At 36.4% G+C, this 17,096-nt stretch carries 15 protein-coding genes and 1 pseudogene; 11 read left to right on the forward strand and 5 right to left on the reverse strand.

What is annotated here, in order from left to right:
• The first annotated feature begins 213 nt into the window (after positions 1 to 213).
• The 6 genes and pseudogenes from M1V25_RS05575 (at position 214) to M1V25_RS05600 (ending at position 6,371) form a co-directional block, all read left to right on the forward strand.
• The gene (locus tag M1V25_RS05575) at positions 214 to 1,188 is read left to right on the forward strand and encodes a KpsF/GutQ family sugar-phosphate isomerase (protein ID WP_116964264.1); all 975 of its coding nucleotides are present in this window, start codon (positions 214 to 216) and stop codon (positions 1,186 to 1,188) included.
• 559 nt (positions 1,189 to 1,747) lie between these two features.
• Positions 1,748 to 2,385 (forward strand): annotated as a pseudogene (locus M1V25_RS05580) (IS982 family transposase); the annotation flags it as partial.
• A gap of 361 nt (positions 2,386 to 2,746) precedes the next feature.
• Positions 2,747 to 3,118: an EamA family transporter gene (locus tag M1V25_RS05585; protein ID WP_116964265.1), complete on the forward strand. Its 372-nt coding sequence runs from the start codon at positions 2,747 to 2,749 to the stop codon at positions 3,116 to 3,118.
• Between the two features lie 43 nt (positions 3,119 to 3,161).
• A complete protein-coding gene (locus M1V25_RS05590) occupies positions 3,162 to 4,313 on the forward strand; it encodes a DegT/DnrJ/EryC1/StrS family aminotransferase (RefSeq protein ID WP_116964266.1) in 1,152 nt (383 codons plus the stop codon).
• An 18-nt stretch (positions 4,314 to 4,331) separates the two neighbouring features.
• Entirely contained in the window at positions 4,332 to 5,315 is a 984-nt protein-coding gene (locus M1V25_RS05595) for a glycosyltransferase (RefSeq protein WP_116964267.1), read from the forward strand.
• 39 nt (positions 5,316 to 5,354) lie between these two features.
• The gene (locus M1V25_RS05600) at positions 5,355 to 6,371 is read left to right on the forward strand and encodes a bifunctional UDP-4-keto-pentose/UDP-xylose synthase (protein WP_116964268.1); all 1,017 of its coding nucleotides are present in this window, start codon (positions 5,355 to 5,357) and stop codon (positions 6,369 to 6,371) included.
• Between the two features lie 115 nt (positions 6,372 to 6,486).
• Here the strand turns inward: M1V25_RS05600 and M1V25_RS05605 are convergent, their stop codons facing one another.
• Both M1V25_RS05605 and M1V25_RS05610 read right to left on the reverse strand, forming a co-directional pair.
• The gene (locus M1V25_RS05605; protein WP_498842678.1) at positions 6,487 to 7,254 is read right to left on the reverse strand and encodes an exodeoxyribonuclease III; all 768 of its coding nucleotides are present in this window, start codon (positions 7,252 to 7,254) and stop codon (positions 6,487 to 6,489) included.
• 63 nt (positions 7,255 to 7,317) lie between these two features.
• Positions 7,318 to 8,175 (reverse strand): FKBP-type peptidyl-prolyl cis-trans isomerase, encoded by an 858-nt coding sequence (locus M1V25_RS05610; RefSeq protein WP_116964269.1) that lies wholly within the window; start codon positions 8,173 to 8,175, stop codon positions 7,318 to 7,320.
• Between the two features lie 198 nt (positions 8,176 to 8,373).
• Between M1V25_RS05610 and gpmI the strand changes: the two genes are divergently transcribed.
• The 4 genes from gpmI to M1V25_RS05630 all read left to right on the forward strand — a co-directional run bounded on the left by gpmI (position 8,374) and on the right by M1V25_RS05630 (position 12,661).
• On the forward strand, positions 8,374 to 9,915 hold the full coding sequence (gene gpmI / locus M1V25_RS05615; protein WP_498842679.1) for a 2,3-bisphosphoglycerate-independent phosphoglycerate mutase: 1,542 nt from the start codon (positions 8,374 to 8,376) through the stop codon (positions 9,913 to 9,915).
• A gap of 15 nt (positions 9,916 to 9,930) precedes the next feature.
• On the forward strand, positions 9,931 to 11,208 hold the full coding sequence (serS, locus tag M1V25_RS05620) for a serine--tRNA ligase (RefSeq protein ID WP_498842680.1): 1,278 nt from the start codon (positions 9,931 to 9,933) through the stop codon (positions 11,206 to 11,208).
• Positions 11,209 to 11,400: 192 nt separating this feature from the next.
• On the forward strand, positions 11,401 to 12,033 hold the full coding sequence (locus M1V25_RS05625) for a flavodoxin family protein (RefSeq protein ID WP_239986770.1): 633 nt from the start codon (positions 11,401 to 11,403) through the stop codon (positions 12,031 to 12,033).
• Positions 12,034 to 12,244: 211 nt separating this feature from the next.
• A complete protein-coding gene (locus tag M1V25_RS05630; RefSeq protein WP_116964271.1) occupies positions 12,245 to 12,661 on the forward strand; it encodes an acyl-CoA thioesterase in 417 nt (138 codons plus the stop codon).
• Between the two features lie 6 nt (positions 12,662 to 12,667).
• Here the strand turns inward: M1V25_RS05630 and M1V25_RS05635 are convergent, their stop codons facing one another.
• On the reverse strand, positions 12,668 to 14,410 hold the full coding sequence (locus M1V25_RS05635; RefSeq protein ID WP_498842681.1) for a proline--tRNA ligase: 1,743 nt from the start codon (positions 14,408 to 14,410) through the stop codon (positions 12,668 to 12,670).
• A 36-nt stretch (positions 14,411 to 14,446) separates the two neighbouring features.
• On the reverse strand, positions 14,447 to 14,698 hold the full coding sequence (locus tag M1V25_RS05640; protein WP_498842682.1) for a hypothetical protein: 252 nt from the start codon (positions 14,696 to 14,698) through the stop codon (positions 14,447 to 14,449).
• Between the two features lie 386 nt (positions 14,699 to 15,084).
• Between M1V25_RS05640 and M1V25_RS05645 the strand changes: the two genes are divergently transcribed.
• A complete protein-coding gene (locus M1V25_RS05645; protein WP_498842683.1) occupies positions 15,085 to 15,834 on the forward strand; it encodes a M15 family metallopeptidase in 750 nt (249 codons plus the stop codon).
• Between the two features lie 22 nt (positions 15,835 to 15,856).
• Here M1V25_RS05645 and M1V25_RS05650 read toward each other — a convergent pair whose 3' ends face one another.
• Complete coding sequence (locus tag M1V25_RS05650) at positions 15,857 to 17,071, reverse strand: type II secretion system F family protein (protein WP_116964274.1); 1,215 nt, start codon at positions 17,069 to 17,071, stop codon at positions 15,857 to 15,859.
• Positions 17,072 to 17,096 lie beyond the last annotated feature (25 nt).

Consider the following 17,096-nt stretch of genomic DNA (forward strand, 5'->3'; position numbering starts at 1 on the left):
CCCTTATCCAGAGCCCTCTCACCAAACACTCTCAGTGACAACGAGTCGCCATTATACACACACATCAGTTCCCCGCAAGCGCTTTTTTTAACTTTTTTTTAATTTTGTTTAATCGTGTTTGAAAAATCGTCATACAGCTGTTTTCATTTTTACTTTGTTTAAAAACTTCCATACAATACAGGCATTTGATTTTCCATACTAACTTATAACGTTATGACTCTAAACCACCCTTTTGTTATTGACGCACTGCAAACGATTTCTTTGGAAATAGAAAGTCTATGTCACCTAAAACAATATATTGATGATAACTTTATTAAGGCCTGTGAAACAATACTTAAATGCAAGGGGCGTGTAATCATCATTGGTATGGGCAAATCTGGTCACATTGCCTCTAAAATTGCAGCCACCCTAGCCAGTACAGGGACCCCTTCCTTTTTTGTTCACCCAGCTGAAGCAGGTCACGGCGATTTCGGCATGATTACCAAAGAAGACATCGTCATTGGTATCTCTAACTCAGGCTCCACTCCTGAATTAACTGCACTAATTCCTATGATTAAGCGTTTACATATTCCTCTTATTTCAATTTCAAGCAAAACTCATTCACCACTTGCACAAGCTGCTGATATTTCATTAAACCTAGGGGTTACCAAGGAAGCATGTCCACACAACCTTGCACCAACCTCAAGCACAACCGCAGCACTCGTACTTGGAGACGCGCTTGCAATTGCTTTATTAAATGCCAAAAACTTTACTGCTGAAGACTTTGCTATTTCTCACCCTAGCGGTTCATTAGGAAAACGTTTATTCCTCAAAGTTTCAGATCTGATGAAAGTAGGAAAAAACCTTCCAATTGTTGACCCTTCAAGTGGACTTGAAGATGCTATCTTAGAAATAAGCAGCAAAGGTTTGGGTATGTGTTTAATTTCTCAAGATGGCAAAAAGCTGCAAGGCATCTTTACCGATGGCGATTTACGGCGTGTTTTTCAACATTCTTTATATCAAAAAGATATTCCCATCTCCGAGGTCATGAGCAAAAATCCCAAAACGATCCATCAACACGCAATGGCAACTGAAGCACTTGAACTGATGAACCAGTTAAAAATTACAACGCTCGCTGCCGTTGATGATGATCAACATATTGCTGGAGTGATACATATGCACGACCTTATCCGTGAAGGTATAGCATAAGCAGAGTTACATCGCTACTATATCAAGCCTTATTTTACAGGTCGTCATATGCGGACGCTATGCTTACTTTTCCTGTATTTTTGAGGTATATGTGATTCTCTAAATTTTCTAAAGGAAAAATTAACGTTTGATAGCCTTTTATTACTTCTGTTGGCACTAACGGGAAATTGAGATAACCTGCACTAAAAGTTTACAACTTTCAAATAGATGAGTATAATAAGCAAAACCACTACAACCATAGCGACATCAATCATTATCAACCAGAAACTTACCTGCTGGTCATACTGATAAATAATCAGATTCTATAAGGTCTAACTTATACACCCTAGCATTTCGAATGCGAGGACTCATCTCATCAGTAATAATACCTTCATATGTGTTTTGAATATTCCTGCAAAGATAATATGGTCAATCCCAGCTACCAAAATCACAGGAGCATTAAAGTAGCATCTGTATTACGTGTTGCATAAAGCATAGGCCTGTTTAACGTCAGTTCGGCATAAATGTTTACTCTAGACGGTATCTCTAGAGATGTGATAAACAAACAACCTCGGAAATAATGTTAGAATTTACCTTTTGCTTTGTCGATGATTTTTGTAAAAAATTTATACCTACTGAGCAATAACATTTAAATAGAAACAAAGTAATATAAACGCCACCATAGATCGATAATGTCATATAGCAAAGTGATGACGATAATGAGATTGTTTCATCAAAGCCATTATCGGAATTTGAAACACTTTTACATGGATTATGCATGACACATATGAAAGATGCCTTTCCAAATACAGTCAACTACAACCGATTTGTTGAGTTGCAAAAAGTAGTATTAGTCCTCCTGTGTTTTATCATTCAACTGCTAAAAGGTGAAAAAAACAGGTATCTATTTTATTGATTCTACTTTGATTAAAGTTTGTCATATTAAACGTGAGAAGCAGCATAAAGTTTTTGATGGATTGGCTAAGAAATCGAAGTCTACTACGGGCTGGCTTTGTGGGTTTAAGTTGGTGATTAACGGCAAAGGGGAAATAATGGCATTTAAACTGACTGAAGCAATAACAAGTGATAAGGGGCCTGTCGAGGATTTAACGCAAGATTTAATTGGTAAATTTATTGGGGGGATAAAGGCTATATCAAAAAGCACCGTCAGAAGCATTATTTGAACATGGATTACAAATAATTATGCGGGTTAAAAAGACCAATTAGTTGATCGTATTGTAAACATTTATGCTGAACTGAAGTTAAGAAAATAGAAACGTGTAAGAATATGATTTATTCAAGTACTTAAAACCTTAAAGGTAATTTTGTCTTAAGAAAATCAGCCACTAAAACAGAAAAAACCTCACTTATCCTCCGAATTGTTAATAGAAATCAAACAAACACTTGACCACAAATGCAAAGGCAGTGGAGGTTGCCCGAGTTAGTAATACAAGGAGTGTTATAATTGTAAAAGAACAAGCCAAAACCAAAGAAACTTTGTGACGCCATTTGTCTTTAAAAGTGAAAGACATTACAATGCTAGACTTAGATACTCTAAAAGTTCATGATTAGGTAGGACATGACAATCATTATTTGGTGCTTGCTGTTGTTTGGCGTGTTTTTAAATGCGTGCGCACAGCTATTTTTGAAATTTGGCATGGAGCGTATTGGTACATTTAGTTTTACACTTGCTAACGTTTGGCCAATTGGTTGGAAAGTAGCAACAAACTATTTTGTCATTTTAGGATTAGCGTGTTATGTCATAAGTGTAATCGTGTGGCTTATGGTTTTATCTCGCGTGCCGGTTGGACTAGCTTATCCAATGGTTTCAATTGGTTATATTATCACGGCCATAGCAGGATACTTTTTATTAGGGGAGCCATTAACTGCAACACGCATAGCGGGTATTTTTGTAATTATTTTGGGTGTTTATTTGGTTGCAAAACCATAGATAGAAAGTGGCCAAGTGTTTGTAAAAAAAAACGAGATAAAAAATGAGAGAAACCTTTTTACCGTTTGCCAAGCCAAGCTTGTCAGAAGAAGCAATTTCAGAGGTGGTTGATAGCTTACGCTCAGGCTGGTTGACCACAGGTCCTAAGCTTAAAAAATTTGAAGCCATGCTGCGGGAATATCATAAGGTACAGTATGCGCTATGTCTAAGCTCTGCCACAGCGGGGTTACAGTTAGCTTTAATGGCATTAGAGCTCAAACCGGGTGATGAAGTTATTACCACACCGATGACCTTTGCAGCGACTTTAAATGTGATCGAAATCGTTGGTGCAACAGTCAAACTTGTTGATGTTGATAGAGGAACTTACAATATTGACATCAATAACATTGAGGCGGCAATTACGGATAAAACTCGCGTAATCATGCCAGTGCATTTTGCAGGACTCCCTGTTGATTTAGATCCGATTTATTCATTAGCTCAAAAGTATAATTTAACCGTTATAGAGGATGCAGCACATTCAATTGGAGCTGAATATAAAGGGCGAAAAATTGGTAGTTTCGGTGATATACAGGTCTTTAGTTTTCATCCAAATAAAAATATGACCACTGGTGAAGGTGGCTGTGTGGTAACAAGAGATAATGATGTTGCTAAACATATTTCGTTAACGCGCTTTCATGGAATGGATCGTGAAGCCTGGAATCGTTTTGGCAAAGAAGGTAGTGCCCATTATCAAATTGTCTATCCTGGCTATAAATACAATATGATGGATTTACAAGCCGCCCTTGGTCTTCATCAATTACCATTTTTAGATGTATTTATTGAAAAACGTACTAAGCTAGTCAAGCGTTATTACCGAAAGCTTGCTGGTTTTGATCCACTTATTTTGCCTAAGCAACCTCAATATGTGCATAAACATGCGTGGCACTTATTTGCACCAACTTTAAATTCAGATGTTGCCAAAATCTCACGTGATGAGTTCATGAGCAAATTAAAACAGATGAATATTGGCTGTAGTGTTCATTATGAAGCTGTACATTTATATCCCTATTACGCTAATAAATATGGGTTCAAGAAAGGTGATTTTCCAAATGCAGAAGCCATTGGTGAAAATGTAGTTAGTTTACCTTTGTTTCCTGACATGACAGAGCGTGAACAAGATGATGTTTTAGAAGCTTTATATACAATATTTAATTAAAGTCGAAGGAGAAGCGCGATGATAAAACCCTATTTAAGTGTAGTTATTCCAATATATAACGAGGAGGAAGTGCTACCAACGTTGTTTTCGCGCTTATTTTCAGCATTGGATAGCATTGGTAAAAGCTATGAGGTGATTTTTACCAATGATGGCAGTAAAGATAAATCAATAGAGCTACTCCGTAAAATACATAGTGAACGACCATCTCAGGTAAAAGTGATTAACTTTAATCGTAACTTTGGTCAGCATATGGCAATTATGGCGGGCTTTGAACATGTCGATGGAGAAGTAATTGTTACGATGGATGCTGATTTACAAAACTATCCTGAAGACATTCCTTTATTGCTTGAAAAGATTGATCAAGGACATGATGTAGTTGGCGGTTATCGTATGGATCGCCAAGATAAAAAATGGCGTCTATTTGTATCTAAATTGCATAACTTATTACGCTTAAAACTAACCGGTATCGATATGGTGGATGAAGGTTGTATGTTAAGAGCCTATACGCGTGAAGTAATTGATCGTGTGGTTGCCACAGGCGAAAATTCTACTTTCTTGCCAGCATTGGCACATAGTTTTTCATCTAACCCAACTGATGTAGGGGTACGTCATGCTGCTCGCACAGAAGGCAAATCAAACTACAATCTATATAAACTTATTCGCTATAATTTCGACTTTTTTGCTAACTTTTCAAAAGCACCACTTGAATTTTTCACAATATCAGGACTCCTTGTTTCACTTTTAAGTATCTTGCTTTTTGTTTACTTGATTATAAAGCGTTTGATTGTAGGACCTGATGCGGATGGAGTGTTTACGCTTTTTGCGATCATGTACTTTTTAATTGGTATACTCTTGATGGGACTTGGTATCATTGGCGAATATATCGGGCGAATTTATGAGGAAGTACGTAAACGCCCTCGCTTCATTATTAAGGAATACTTAATGCCAAAATCTGATCCAGCTGAAGAAAAATCAATTTCTTTAAAAAATGAGCACGAATAAACAAGCAAAAATACTGTTAAATAAAGCAAGGTAGAATAAATGTCGACAAAGTTATTAGTTTTAGGTGTCAATGGTTTTATTGGCAGTAGTATGGTAGAAAAAATCTTGAAAGAAACGGATTGGGAAATTTATGGTATGGATTTATCCGATCATAAAGTTAAGGCATTTCTTGGTCATTCACGTCTACATTTTGTTAAAGACAATGTGTTAGAGAATATGCCATGGGTGGAAGAGCATATCAAAAAGTGTGATGTAATTTTTCCATTAGTTGCTGTTGCAAATCCTGCATTGTATGTGTCTGATCCATTATTTGTTTATAAACTAGATTATGAATCAAATATCGATATCGTTAAGCTTTGTGTTAAGCATAAAAAGCATCTTGTTTTTCCATCTACCTCTGAGGTTTATGGTATGAGTAAAGATATTCCTTTTGATGAAGAGACAAGCTCGTTAGTAACTGGTCCAATCAATAAACAACGTTGGATTTATTCTTGTGTTAAGCAGCTTTTAGATCGTGTAATTTATGCCTATGGTATGCAAGAAAACTTAAATTATACCCTATTTAGACCATTTAATTGGATTGGACCCAAGCAGGATGAAATCAAGTCATCCCAAAAAGGTAGTGCTCGTGTATTGGCACAATTCGTTTCGAATATTATTGATGGTAAAGATTTACAACTTGTCGATGGAGGGAATCAACGTCGTTGTTTTACCTATATCGATGATGGGATCGATGCTTTGATTAAGATTGTAAAAAAACGTAATAATGAAGCACATAGACGTATTTTTAACATTGGCAATCCAGATAATGAGTATTCGATTAAAGTATTGGCAGAAATGACTATAGAAGCAATGAAGCGTTATCCTGAATATAAGGCACTTGCAGCATCAGTAAAAATCACTGCCACAACCGCAGGTAATTATTATGGGAATGGTTATCAGGATGTCGAGCGCCGTGTACCTTCAATTAAAAATGCAAGAAAATACCTTGATTGGTCACCAAAAGTATCAATGGAAGAAGCTTTACAAAGAACGTTGGATTACCATTTGGGCTAACGAAAAAGAAAGTCTCTTAGAATTTTTAATATTAACGATCGCGTTATTATGCAGTTAAGAAATTGGATACGTCTCAACTCAAAACCATCTCAAGCTAATGGGGCAACTTTAAAACTTAACGATAACAAATCGCAAGAGGTGCGTGATCTGAAAACCATTCATCCGTGTAGATGTATTCACTTATAACCTTTTCTTTCAAACAAGGTGAAATAAATTGATAATCGATGCGCCAACCCACATTTTTAGCACGTGCTTGACCGCGATTTGACCACCAGGTATATTGATCAGGTTTTTGGTTAATAACCCTAAATGCATCTACCCAACCAATGTTGTTAAAAACATGATCAAGCCAAGCACGTTCTTCAGGTAGTACACCTGATGTTTGTTGGTTTTGCTTCCAGTTTTTAATGTCAATTTCTTTATGAACGATATTAATGTCACCACAGATAATAAAAGGCTTTTTTTGATTAATCTGTGTGATAAGTATATCTTGGTATTTGTTCAAAAAATCCATCTTATAAGCTTGGCGCTCATCACCACTAGACCCAGAAGGTATATAAATTGAAGCAATACTTAAATTGTCATAGTCAAATTGGATATAACGCCCTTCATCATCAGCCCAATCAATACCAAGTTGCTGAATGACCTTATTAGGTTTACGTTTGGCATAGATAGCTACACCACTGTAACCTTTTTTGATCGCATCCGTAAAAGCATAATGGTAACCTTTAGGAAAATAAATTGACTCATTTGCTAGTTGGTGGAATTGAGCTTTAGTTTCTTGGATACATAAGAAATCAGCACCTTGGTAATTGAACCAGTTTAAAAAGCCTTTTCTGATAGCAGAACGGATACCATTAGCATTAAATGATATTACTTTCATATTTCTGTCCCCAAATAAAACAAAAAAGCCCGCAATGCGAGCTATAAATAAGTGAATATTCAACTATTTACTTGTGTTTTCCTTGGAGTCGTAACTGTCTTCTACTTTTTTATCAGTATCTGCTTTTTCAGTTTTAATTAGTTCAACTTTAAAACTTAATACTTGGTTCGGTCCGATTTGTGGTGGTGCCATTTCACCATAAGCTTGTGCTGGCGCACAGTATAAGATAACTGTAGAACCAACTGGAATTTGACTAAGTGCATCTGTCCAGCATGGAATAACTTGATTTAAGGGGAAAGTAACAGACTTACCTGCCTTCTCAGAACTGTCAAACACTTTACCTAGAAGCTCGCCTTTGACAAGCTTAGCAGCAGCATCTTTAGTATCTTTAGCGTAGTCAGTAGCAGGAGTAGTACCAGTATAATTAACAGTCACTACATCAGTTTTAGAAGGAATTTCACCTTTACCTTTAGTAATAATTTGATAATAAATACCATCAGCAGCTTTCTTGACGGTTGCCATTTTAGCAATGTCAGCCATAAACGTATCAGATGTTTTTAAGTTTGCTTCACTTTCAGCTTTCATTTTAGCTTGTGCTTTTTCAATCATTTCCATTTGGAAAGCTTGCATGGTTTCTTTAGATTTGTCTTCACTAATTTTCGACTCTTTTCCAGATAAACCAGCTTTTAATCCTAAGTTAAGATCTTTGATATTCAACTTAATGTCTTGAGATTTAAAGCCTTTACCCATTTCATAACCGATGATATAACTAACATCATCCATATCGACTTTAGCGAGTTCAGCTTTCTTTTCAGCAACTGGCTTGTTTTTTGTTGCAGAGTTTGCGACTTGATCAGCAGCATAAGTTGTCATCGAACCAGCTAGAAACATTGCAGTTGTTAAAGCAATAATTTTTTTCATACTATCTCCTTAAAAAATTTATCAGCGCTTTTAAAATTAAATTATTAGGACAACACATCCTAGGGATTGCTTTAGCAGAAGTCAATAAGTGTATGCACCAAAAGTGTGCAAAATTCCTGAGATTTCAGATAGCAGAAAGTCTGTAAAATGGTTTGTGATGAGTATACAATGTTAGCATTGATTTTTGTGGAGATAGTAATGGCAAAAAACACAACGGTGCTTGTTATCTTGGATGGTTGGGGATATCGTGAAGAAAACAAACATAACGCAATTAATAATGCAAACAAACCAAACTGGAATAATATTTGGCAGCATTCAACACACACCTTAATTAATGCATCCGGATTAATGGTTGGCTTACCTCAAGGGCAAATGGGTAATTCTGAAGTAGGACACATCAATATCGGTTCAGGAAGAGTGGTATATCAAGAGTTAACGCGGATTGATAAAGCAATTGAAGATAAATCTTTTTATCACAATAAGGTATTGAATTACACAGTAAGTTCAGCTGTTATGGCAAATAAAGCTGTTCATATTATGGGATTGTTATCACCAGGTGGCGTTCACTCACACGAAAGTCATATTCAAGCAATGGTGAAACTTGCTGAACAAAAAGGTGCTAAAAAAGTATATGTTCATGCTTTTTTAGATGGTAGGGACATGCCACCACGCTCAGCTGAGTTATCGATTAAAAAGATGGACAAATTGTTATCAGATTTAGGTGTGGGTTATATTGCCACAATCAGTGGACGTTACTTCGCTATGGATCGTGATAACCGTTGGGATAGAGTGGAGAAAGCTTACAATGCAATAATTAATGGTCAGGCAGAATTTTACGCAAATAGTGCGCAGGCAGCATTAGAGATGGCATACTATCGTAATGAAAGTGATGAATTTGTACAGCCCACAGCCATTCAAAAAAATAAGCATAAAGTAACGATTGAAGATGGTGATACAGTTATTTTTATGAATTTCAGAGCAGATCGTGCAAGGCAAATGAGTTATGCTTTTACAGATGAGTATTTTGTAGGGTTTGTGCGTAAACGCTTTCCAAAAACTCATTTTGTGAGCTTAACAAAATATGCCGACGATATTAAGGCGTCAGTTGCCTTTGAGTCTGAAAAGTTAACACATATACTAGGAGATGTGCTAGAGCAAAAGGGACTTACCCAATTGCGCATTGCTGAGACAGAAAAATATGCACATGTGACCTTTTTCTTTAATGGAGGTCAAGAACGACCCTTTAAAGGAGAAGATCGTATTTTAGTACCATCCCCAAAAGTGGCAACCTATGACCTTAAGCCTGAAATGAGTGCTTATGAAGTTACTGATAAGTTAGTTAGTGCTATCAAATCCCAAAAGTATGATGTGATTATTTGTAACTACGCCAATTCAGATATGGTTGGACACACTGGCAATTACGATGCCACAGTAAAAGCTATTGAAGCTTTAGATATTTGCTTAGGGCAGGTATCACAAGCAGTTAAAGAAATAAATGGTAACTTGTTTATCACAGCTGATCATGGTAATGCTGATCAAATGGTTGATCCTGAAACGGGCAAAATACATACTGCGCATACTACTAATCCTGTTCCTTTTATTTATCAAGGTAGACACCATGCGGAAGTTACAATTAAAGAAGGGAAATTATCGGATATTGCACCTACGATTTTAGCGGTAATGGGGATTTCTCAACCAAAAGAGATGACTGGCAGAGCAATTTTTAAGTTTGCAAATTGAGTAAAGGGTAGAGAAATGATTGATCCAAAACTATTAAGAAGCAATATTGTACAAACGGCTCAAAAGTTGGCAACAAGAGGTTATATACTCGATATCTCAGCATTTAATGCACTAGAGGAAGAGCGAAAAACCATTCAGCAAAGAACTCAAGACTTACAAGCACAGCGCAATGTAGCCTCAAAAAAAATCGGTATGCTTAAAGCACAAAAACAAGATGCAAGTGAGTTACTAGAAGAAGTAGCAAATTTAGGTGATGAGCTAAAAACGTCAGAAGAAGCATTAAAAATACTGCAACATAAAATCACAGCAATCATCGCGGAAATGCCAAATTTACCAGCAGATGACACTCCAATCGGTAATAATGAAACACAAAACATTGAAATCAGAAAATGGGGGGAACCAAGAGGGTTTGATTTTGAGATTAAAGACCATGTCGACCTTGGTGAGCGAATAGGTGGTATGGACTTTCAGATGGCATCAAAGTTAACTGGTAGCCGTTTTGTGGTTATGCGTAAGGAAATTGCTCACTTACAACGAGCTTTGACACAGTTTATGATTGATTTGCATATTAGTGAACATGGTTATACGGAGGTTTACGTTCCTTATCTTGTTAATAAAGAGTCTTTATTTGGCACAGGTCAGCTTCCTAAATTCTCAGAAGATTTGTTTCATACTCAAGGGCAATTCCCATTTAGCTTGATTCCAACAGCAGAAGTGCCAATTACCAATATGGTGCGCGATGAAATTATCGATGGTGAATGCTTACCACTTAAGTTTGTTGGACATACGCCCTGCTTTAGAAGTGAAGCTGGCTCATATGGGCGTGACACACGTGGACTTATTCGCCAACATCAGTTTGAAAAAGTTGAGTTAGTACAAATTGTCGCTCCAGAACAAGGCTTACATGCTCTTGAAGAGTTAACTTCACATGCAGAAACGGTATTACAAAAATTAGAACTCCCTTATCGCGTGCTTGCGCTATGTACAGGAGATATGAGCTTTTGTGCACGCAAAACCTATGACTTAGAAGTGTGGATTCCGTCACAAAATATCTATCGTGAAATTTCTTCATGTAGTTGGTGTGGAGATTTTCAGGCTCGACGAATGCAGGCAAGATTTAAATTAAAAGATATGACTAAGCCAGAGCTTTTGCATACTTTAAATGGTTCAGGACTTGCCGTTGGACGCACATTAGTTGCTGTGCTTGAGAACTATCAACAAAAAGATGGCTCAGTGGTTGTACCAGAAGTACTGCGTAAATATATGGGTGGATTACACGTTATTAAGGGATAATACGAGATCTTCGACAATAGATCTTTGTGTATGGACCTTATGCTGGATCTAACAACAGTCATTATTTTGTTAATAATTTCCTGCAAGACACAGCGTGTTACAATTGCATGTGATAATGTACAAATGCTGGGATGCACGTCATAGTACAAACATTTATAGCTAAACGCTGGAAACACTTTTTATTGTGTTTGTATGCTTAGTTTTAAATTAACTCATGTTACAATGAGCTTAATTTTGTTAAGAATGAGTCTCATTTGTTTGATGAAGAATGTGGCAATTGTTTATTTTAGTGGTTATGGTCATACCAAAAAGATAGCAGAGCATATTAAAATTGGCATTGAACAAAGTACAAAAGTATATGCAAGCTTAATAAATGTGGATGAGTTACAAGATGTGGATGCATTAAATGACTATGAAGCGATTGTTTTTGGTGCGCCAACTTATATGGGTTCTGTGCCTTATCAATTTAAGAAATTTATGGATGATGCTTCTAAAGTATGGCTTAAGAAGGCGTGGAAAGATAAACTTGCCGCAGGATTCACCAATTCTGGTGCTTTAAGTGGTGATAAATTTAACGTTTTGATGCAGCTTTGCACCTTTGCTTGCCAACATGGCATGCTTTGGTTATCGCTAGGTATTGACAATACTTCAGGACAAAATGAGTTTAGTACAGGTCATATCGAGGCACTAAATCGCATGGGAGGATCTTTGGGACTCATGACACAATCTGAAAATGACTCACCAGAAGTAACCCCTCCAATTGGAGATAAGCGTACGGCTGAATTATTTGGACAACGTATTGCACATTATGTAATAAAACTATAGTCAAATACTTAATATTTTTTAGCCATGCTTGTTGTTGTTTGCTTTGCATAAAGTAGCTACCATACTAGTATTGAACAGCATATTGGTTTTGAGATGGTTGACTCATGTTTTGGTATCAGGGTTGTTTCTGTACAAAACCACCTCTTGATTTTAAGAACCAGAAAAAAATTAGAAAGGTTAACCCAAAATAAGGTAACGAAGGATATAAAGCATGAATGATCATACAACTGCATTCAAAGTGTTGGAAAATTATGGGAATTTAGTTATTAGAACTGTACCAATGCCATCTGATTGTAATCATGGTGGCACTATTTTTGGTGGTTGGATACTCAGTCAAATAGACATAGGCGCAAGCCTTGCGGCAATTCATTACAGTAGTGGGCGTGTTGTTACGAAGGCTGTAGAAAAGGTTACCTTTATTAAACCTATCCACGTTCATAACCAAGTTGATATTTATGCAAAATTATCAAAAGTTGGTAACACTTCTGTAACTTTCGATGTTTATGTTTTTGTAAGTAGTCGAACAAGTATAAATGAATTAGCGGTTACTGCTAATATTGTTTTTGTGAGAATTGATGATAACCACAAACCTATAGGCATATCAAAACTAAAGAAAGAAAGTAACTAACAGTACTCAGTAACAAGGAGCCTTTTGAAAAATACTACTTTGCTTAATACAAACTTTTTGTAGAATACTTTCAATTGCACATGAAATTTCTTCTTTTATTTGCGTTTTGCGGCATTTGTATTCAATTACGTTGTTTTCAAGGCCACGCTCACCGATAATAAGCTGATGCGGAATACCAATTAAATCCGCATCAGCAAACATAATCCCCGCGCGTTCTTTGCGATCATCAAACAAAACCTCAAAACCTGCTGCTCTTAGATCATTATACAATTTGTTTGCCTCTTCAAATACGCGTCCTGATTTGTGCATATTCATAGGAATGATAACAATATCGTATGGGGCAATCTCTCGTGGCCAGATAATTCCATTTTCATCATGTGATTGTTCGATAGCAGCAGCAATTACGCGTGAAATACCAAAGCCGTAACATCCCATAATCAAATCTTGCTTTTTGCCATTTTCATCTAAAATGCTTGCATTCATTACTTTGGAATAATGCTCGCCTAATTGAAAAATATGACCCACTTCAATGCCATTTGTTTGCTGTAACCTACCATTCCCATCAGGAGAGAGATCTCCTATCACAACGTTACGAATATCTTCTACCACATAATCGTTGACGTCGCGTTGCCAATTTGCGCCAAATAAGTGAAAACCATCTTCATTTGCACCACAAACAAAATCGCTTAACATAGCCGCGCTATAATCAACGATAACAGTAATAGGCGAGTTAACAGGACCAAGTGAACCTGTAGTTGCACCATATACATGCTGGATATCAGCATCAGTTGCAAAATTAAAAGGTGCCGTGATTTGCGGAAGTTTGCTTACTTTAATTTCATTGAGATCATGATCGCCACAGAGCACTAAAGCAAAGAATTTGTTACGGCTATCCTTTATCACGATTGTTTTAACTACTTGTGCTGCTGAAATAGAAAAAGCTTCGCATAGTTGAGTGATTGTTTTTAAATTTGGTGTCGCTTTTTTTGTTAACTCTTCTGCTGACTTTGCTCGCTTTGTTAAATCTGGCTTTAAATATTCTGCCATTTCAATATTTGCCGCATAATCGCTTTGATCACTATAGCAGACAATATCTTCACCCACTCTAGCTAGTACCTGAAACTCATGAGTCTTACTTCCTCCAATGGCACCTGCATCGGCATTAACGACACGAAACTCAAGGTTAATACGCTTCAAGATATTGCAGTAAGCAGTGTGCATTTTTTGATAAGTTTCCTCTAGGCATTTATAGCTGTTGTGAAAAGAATAGGCATCTTTCATAATAAACTCACGTGCACGCATAACCCCAAAGCGTGGACGAATTTCATCACGAAACTTAGTTTGTATTTGGTAGAGATTAAGAGGGAGTTGCTTATAGCTTTTGATTTCTTTGCGGGCAATATCAACAATAGGCTCTTCGTGTGTAGGGCCATAGCAGAAATCACGATTATGACGATCTTGCATTTTCAAAAGCTCAGGACCAAATTTTTGCCAACGATGCGTTTCTTGTAAAAGCTCCGCAGGTAAGATACTCGGCATTAAAATCTCACTAGCGCCTGCTTTGTTCATTTCTTCACGAATAATGGTTTGTACTTTTTGTAGTACTTTCACGCCGGTGGGTAACCATTGGTAAATCCCCGAAGCAAGTCTACGAATTAAACCTGCTCTTAACATGTATTGATGGCTAATCAATTCAGCATCTTTAGGTATTTCTTTCTCGGTTGCAAGTAGGGTTTGTGAGACTCTCATAATTGATTTGTCAAAAAGGCAATAAGTATGCTTACGTTAGCTGGTTTTATGGTTTGGTTCAAGGGTATTTTCAGAATTTGTCGATTTTGGTTTATTGGTAAATAGCAAGTTGCGTAAGAAGGTATATAACACCATGATAAGTGGTGCAAGATATACCCAATAAATGGCATGTCCTTTGACAATAATGCTGAAGTTATTGAAATAAAAAACGATCGTTAGCGTTGCAATAAAGGCAATGCAGGAAAGAAAGAAAATAGTATCGGCAACATAGCGTAGCTTTTGTTTCATGGTGAAACCTCCTGAATTAATTGGAAAATACTTTACTTCAGAATAAATGGGTAATTTATGTCTAGCATTTTAAAGATTAAAAATAGACTAGAAAGTAAAATTACAGCAGGCGTGCAAAAAAGTTAATACTGAATTATTTTTGGAATTTTTGGTTGTGATATACAAAACAACAATCTGTCTTATACGTACGAAATGTGATTGTGTCTAGGCATAATTATTCAGATAGATCAATTTAAACAATATAATCATTTACAAAAATAAAAAAAACGCAACCAAAAAAAACTTAATAGCTATAGCGAAAAACATTAAAATTATGTAAATAGACGTTATGGAATATGTTTAGTAATGGGTTATATAAAATGAACCAAACAAGGAAAATAATATTTTTGTTAGTAGCATTGGGAGGTGGTTTTTTCTATCATCAAACTTCTGCAAATCAGACTACAATCATCAAAGAAAAGCCTAGTGACTTTATCAATATTAAGAGTGTTATACCAACTATTCAAGTATCAGTAAGATATTATACTGATAATAATTTTGTTGGAAGAAGAATAAAAGGTTATGAGACTCCCGTGTGTCTTTTAACAAAAAAAGCCACTTTAGCACTTAAAAAAGTTCAAGATCAACTCCTTCCAATGGGGCTTTCATTAAAAGTATATGATTGCTATCGACCTCAAACTGCTGTTAATGATTTTGCTGATTGGGCAGAAAACCTTAATGAAACACAAATGAGAACCGAATATTATCCAACAGTAGATAAATCTAATTTATTCAAAGAGGGATATATCGATTATCACTCTGGTCATAGTAGAGGAAGTACAGTGGATTTGACTATAATTCCGTTAGATTCAAAAATCCCCATATACGATCCTAAGAAAAAACAAGCTCCTTGTACCTCAGCTCAACATTTACGTTCACCTGATAATAGTTTAGATTTTGGAACAGGTTTTGATTGTTTCAGTCCAATGTCTCATCCTAGCTATCAAAATTTGTCTCCTCAAATTAAAGCAAATAGACTATTACTTCGTACGCTTATGATAGAGGCAGGATTTAAACCACTAGAAACAGAATGGTGGCATTTCACGTTAAAAGAGGAACCTTATCCAAAGATCTATTTTGATTTCCCTGTTCAATAGCACTCTTACATATTTAGATTAATTACAGTGCTTCACCAAGCTTGAACATTGGAATATACATGCTAACAACTAAGAAACCTACAATACAGCCAAGTACAATCATGATAACAGGTTCAAGTGCACTGCTTAAATTGGTAACCAACACATCAACATCCTCTTCGTAAATTTTAGCAATATTTGCCAGCATCTCTTCTATTTGACCAGATTCTTCACCAACAGAAATCATCTGTAACATCATCCCTGGGAAAGCCCCCGTTTCAGAAGCAGCATATAGCATCGAACGCCCTTTTGAAACTTCATCACGAATAAATAACGTCGCTTTTTCATATTTGGTATTCCCTGTAGCGTTGGCAACAGTAGTTAAAGCATCAAGCAAAGGCATTCCTGCTGCGGAAGTCGTCTCTAATGTACGTGCAAACCTTGCCAATGAAGACTTTTGGATCACCTTACCGATAACAGGCAACTTCAATAGCAAATAGTCTTGCCAAACATTGATTTTTGGATAACGTTTCTTGGAAAATTTAAATCCAACTATGAATACAATAATAAACGAAACAAGCACCCACCAATATTTCTGGCTAAATTCGGATAAATCAATGGTGATCTTGGTGATCTTTGGCAAGGGTGTTCCCGATGATATAAAAATATTGGCAAAAGCAGGCACTGCATAATTCAGTAAAATCCAAGTCACTAAAATAGCAACGCCAATCACCATCGCTGGATATGTTAAGGCTTTTTTCACCTTTTTTTTGATAGTGTGCAACGATTCCCTGTGGCTAGCAACACGATCTAACATAACGTCTAAAGTCCCAGATTCCTCTCCCACTGCACATAAGCTACAGAATAATTTATCGAAATACTTAGGGTGATTGCGTAATGTATCACTAAAGTAATTACCACTTTCAACACTTTGTTTAATCTGAATTAACAGTTTTTTAAAGCTTTTGTTATTGCTTGATTCCATAATAGTGTCAAGCGCACGAATAATAGGAACACCAGCTTGCGACATTGTAGCAAGCTGACGTGAAAAAAGGGTGACCTCTTCACTTTTAATCCGTTGTGGAAAAAGTTCGAGTGGTTGTTTTTTGATTTTTAAAACCTTAAATCCATTGCGTTCAACTTGAGCCTTGGCAAGATCAATATTAATGGCTTCAATAATACCGTTAGTTTTGATATTACGCTTATCATAACCTGTCCATAGAAAAGTTTTTTTCTTTAATTTAACACCTGCCTTCATAATTATAACCCTTTATTGCATTTTA

The sequence above is a fragment of the Candidatus Nebulibacter yamunensis genome (assembly GCF_024208055.1).
Taxonomy (GTDB): domain Bacteria; phylum Pseudomonadota; class Gammaproteobacteria; order Francisellales; family Francisellaceae; genus Caedibacter; species Caedibacter lacustris.

Coding starts and splice junctions, on each gene's coding strand:
- M1V25_RS05575 (WP_116964264.1), top strand. CDS start 214: ATGACTCTAAACCACCCTTTTGTTATTGACGCACTGCAAACGATTTCT.
- M1V25_RS05585 (WP_116964265.1), top strand. CDS start 2,747: ATGACAATCATTATTTGGTGCTTGCTGTTGTTTGGCGTGTTTTTAAAT.
- M1V25_RS05590 (WP_116964266.1), top strand. CDS start 3,162: ATGAGAGAAACCTTTTTACCGTTTGCCAAGCCAAGCTTGTCAGAAGAA.
- M1V25_RS05595 (WP_116964267.1), top strand. CDS start 4,332: ATGATAAAACCCTATTTAAGTGTAGTTATTCCAATATATAACGAGGAG.
- M1V25_RS05600 (WP_116964268.1), top strand. CDS start 5,355: ATGTCGACAAAGTTATTAGTTTTAGGTGTCAATGGTTTTATTGGCAGT.
- M1V25_RS05605 (WP_498842678.1), bottom strand. CDS start 7,254: ATGAAAGTAATATCATTTAATGCTAATGGTATCCGTTCTGCTATCAGA.
- M1V25_RS05610 (WP_116964269.1), bottom strand. CDS start 8,175: ATGAAAAAAATTATTGCTTTAACAACTGCAATGTTTCTAGCTGGTTCG.
- gpmI (WP_498842679.1), top strand. CDS start 8,374: ATGGCAAAAAACACAACGGTGCTTGTTATCTTGGATGGTTGGGGATAT.
- serS (WP_498842680.1), top strand. CDS start 9,931: ATGATTGATCCAAAACTATTAAGAAGCAATATTGTACAAACGGCTCAA.
- M1V25_RS05625 (WP_239986770.1), top strand. CDS start 11,401: ATGCTTAGTTTTAAATTAACTCATGTTACAATGAGCTTAATTTTGTTA.
- M1V25_RS05630 (WP_116964271.1), top strand. CDS start 12,245: ATGAATGATCATACAACTGCATTCAAAGTGTTGGAAAATTATGGGAAT.
- M1V25_RS05635 (WP_498842681.1), bottom strand. CDS start 14,410: ATGAGAGTCTCACAAACCCTACTTGCAACCGAGAAAGAAATACCTAAA.
- M1V25_RS05640 (WP_498842682.1), bottom strand. CDS start 14,698: ATGAAACAAAAGCTACGCTATGTTGCCGATACTATTTTCTTTCTTTCC.
- M1V25_RS05650 (WP_116964274.1), bottom strand. CDS start 17,071: ATGAAGGCAGGTGTTAAATTAAAGAAAAAAACTTTTCTATGGACAGGT.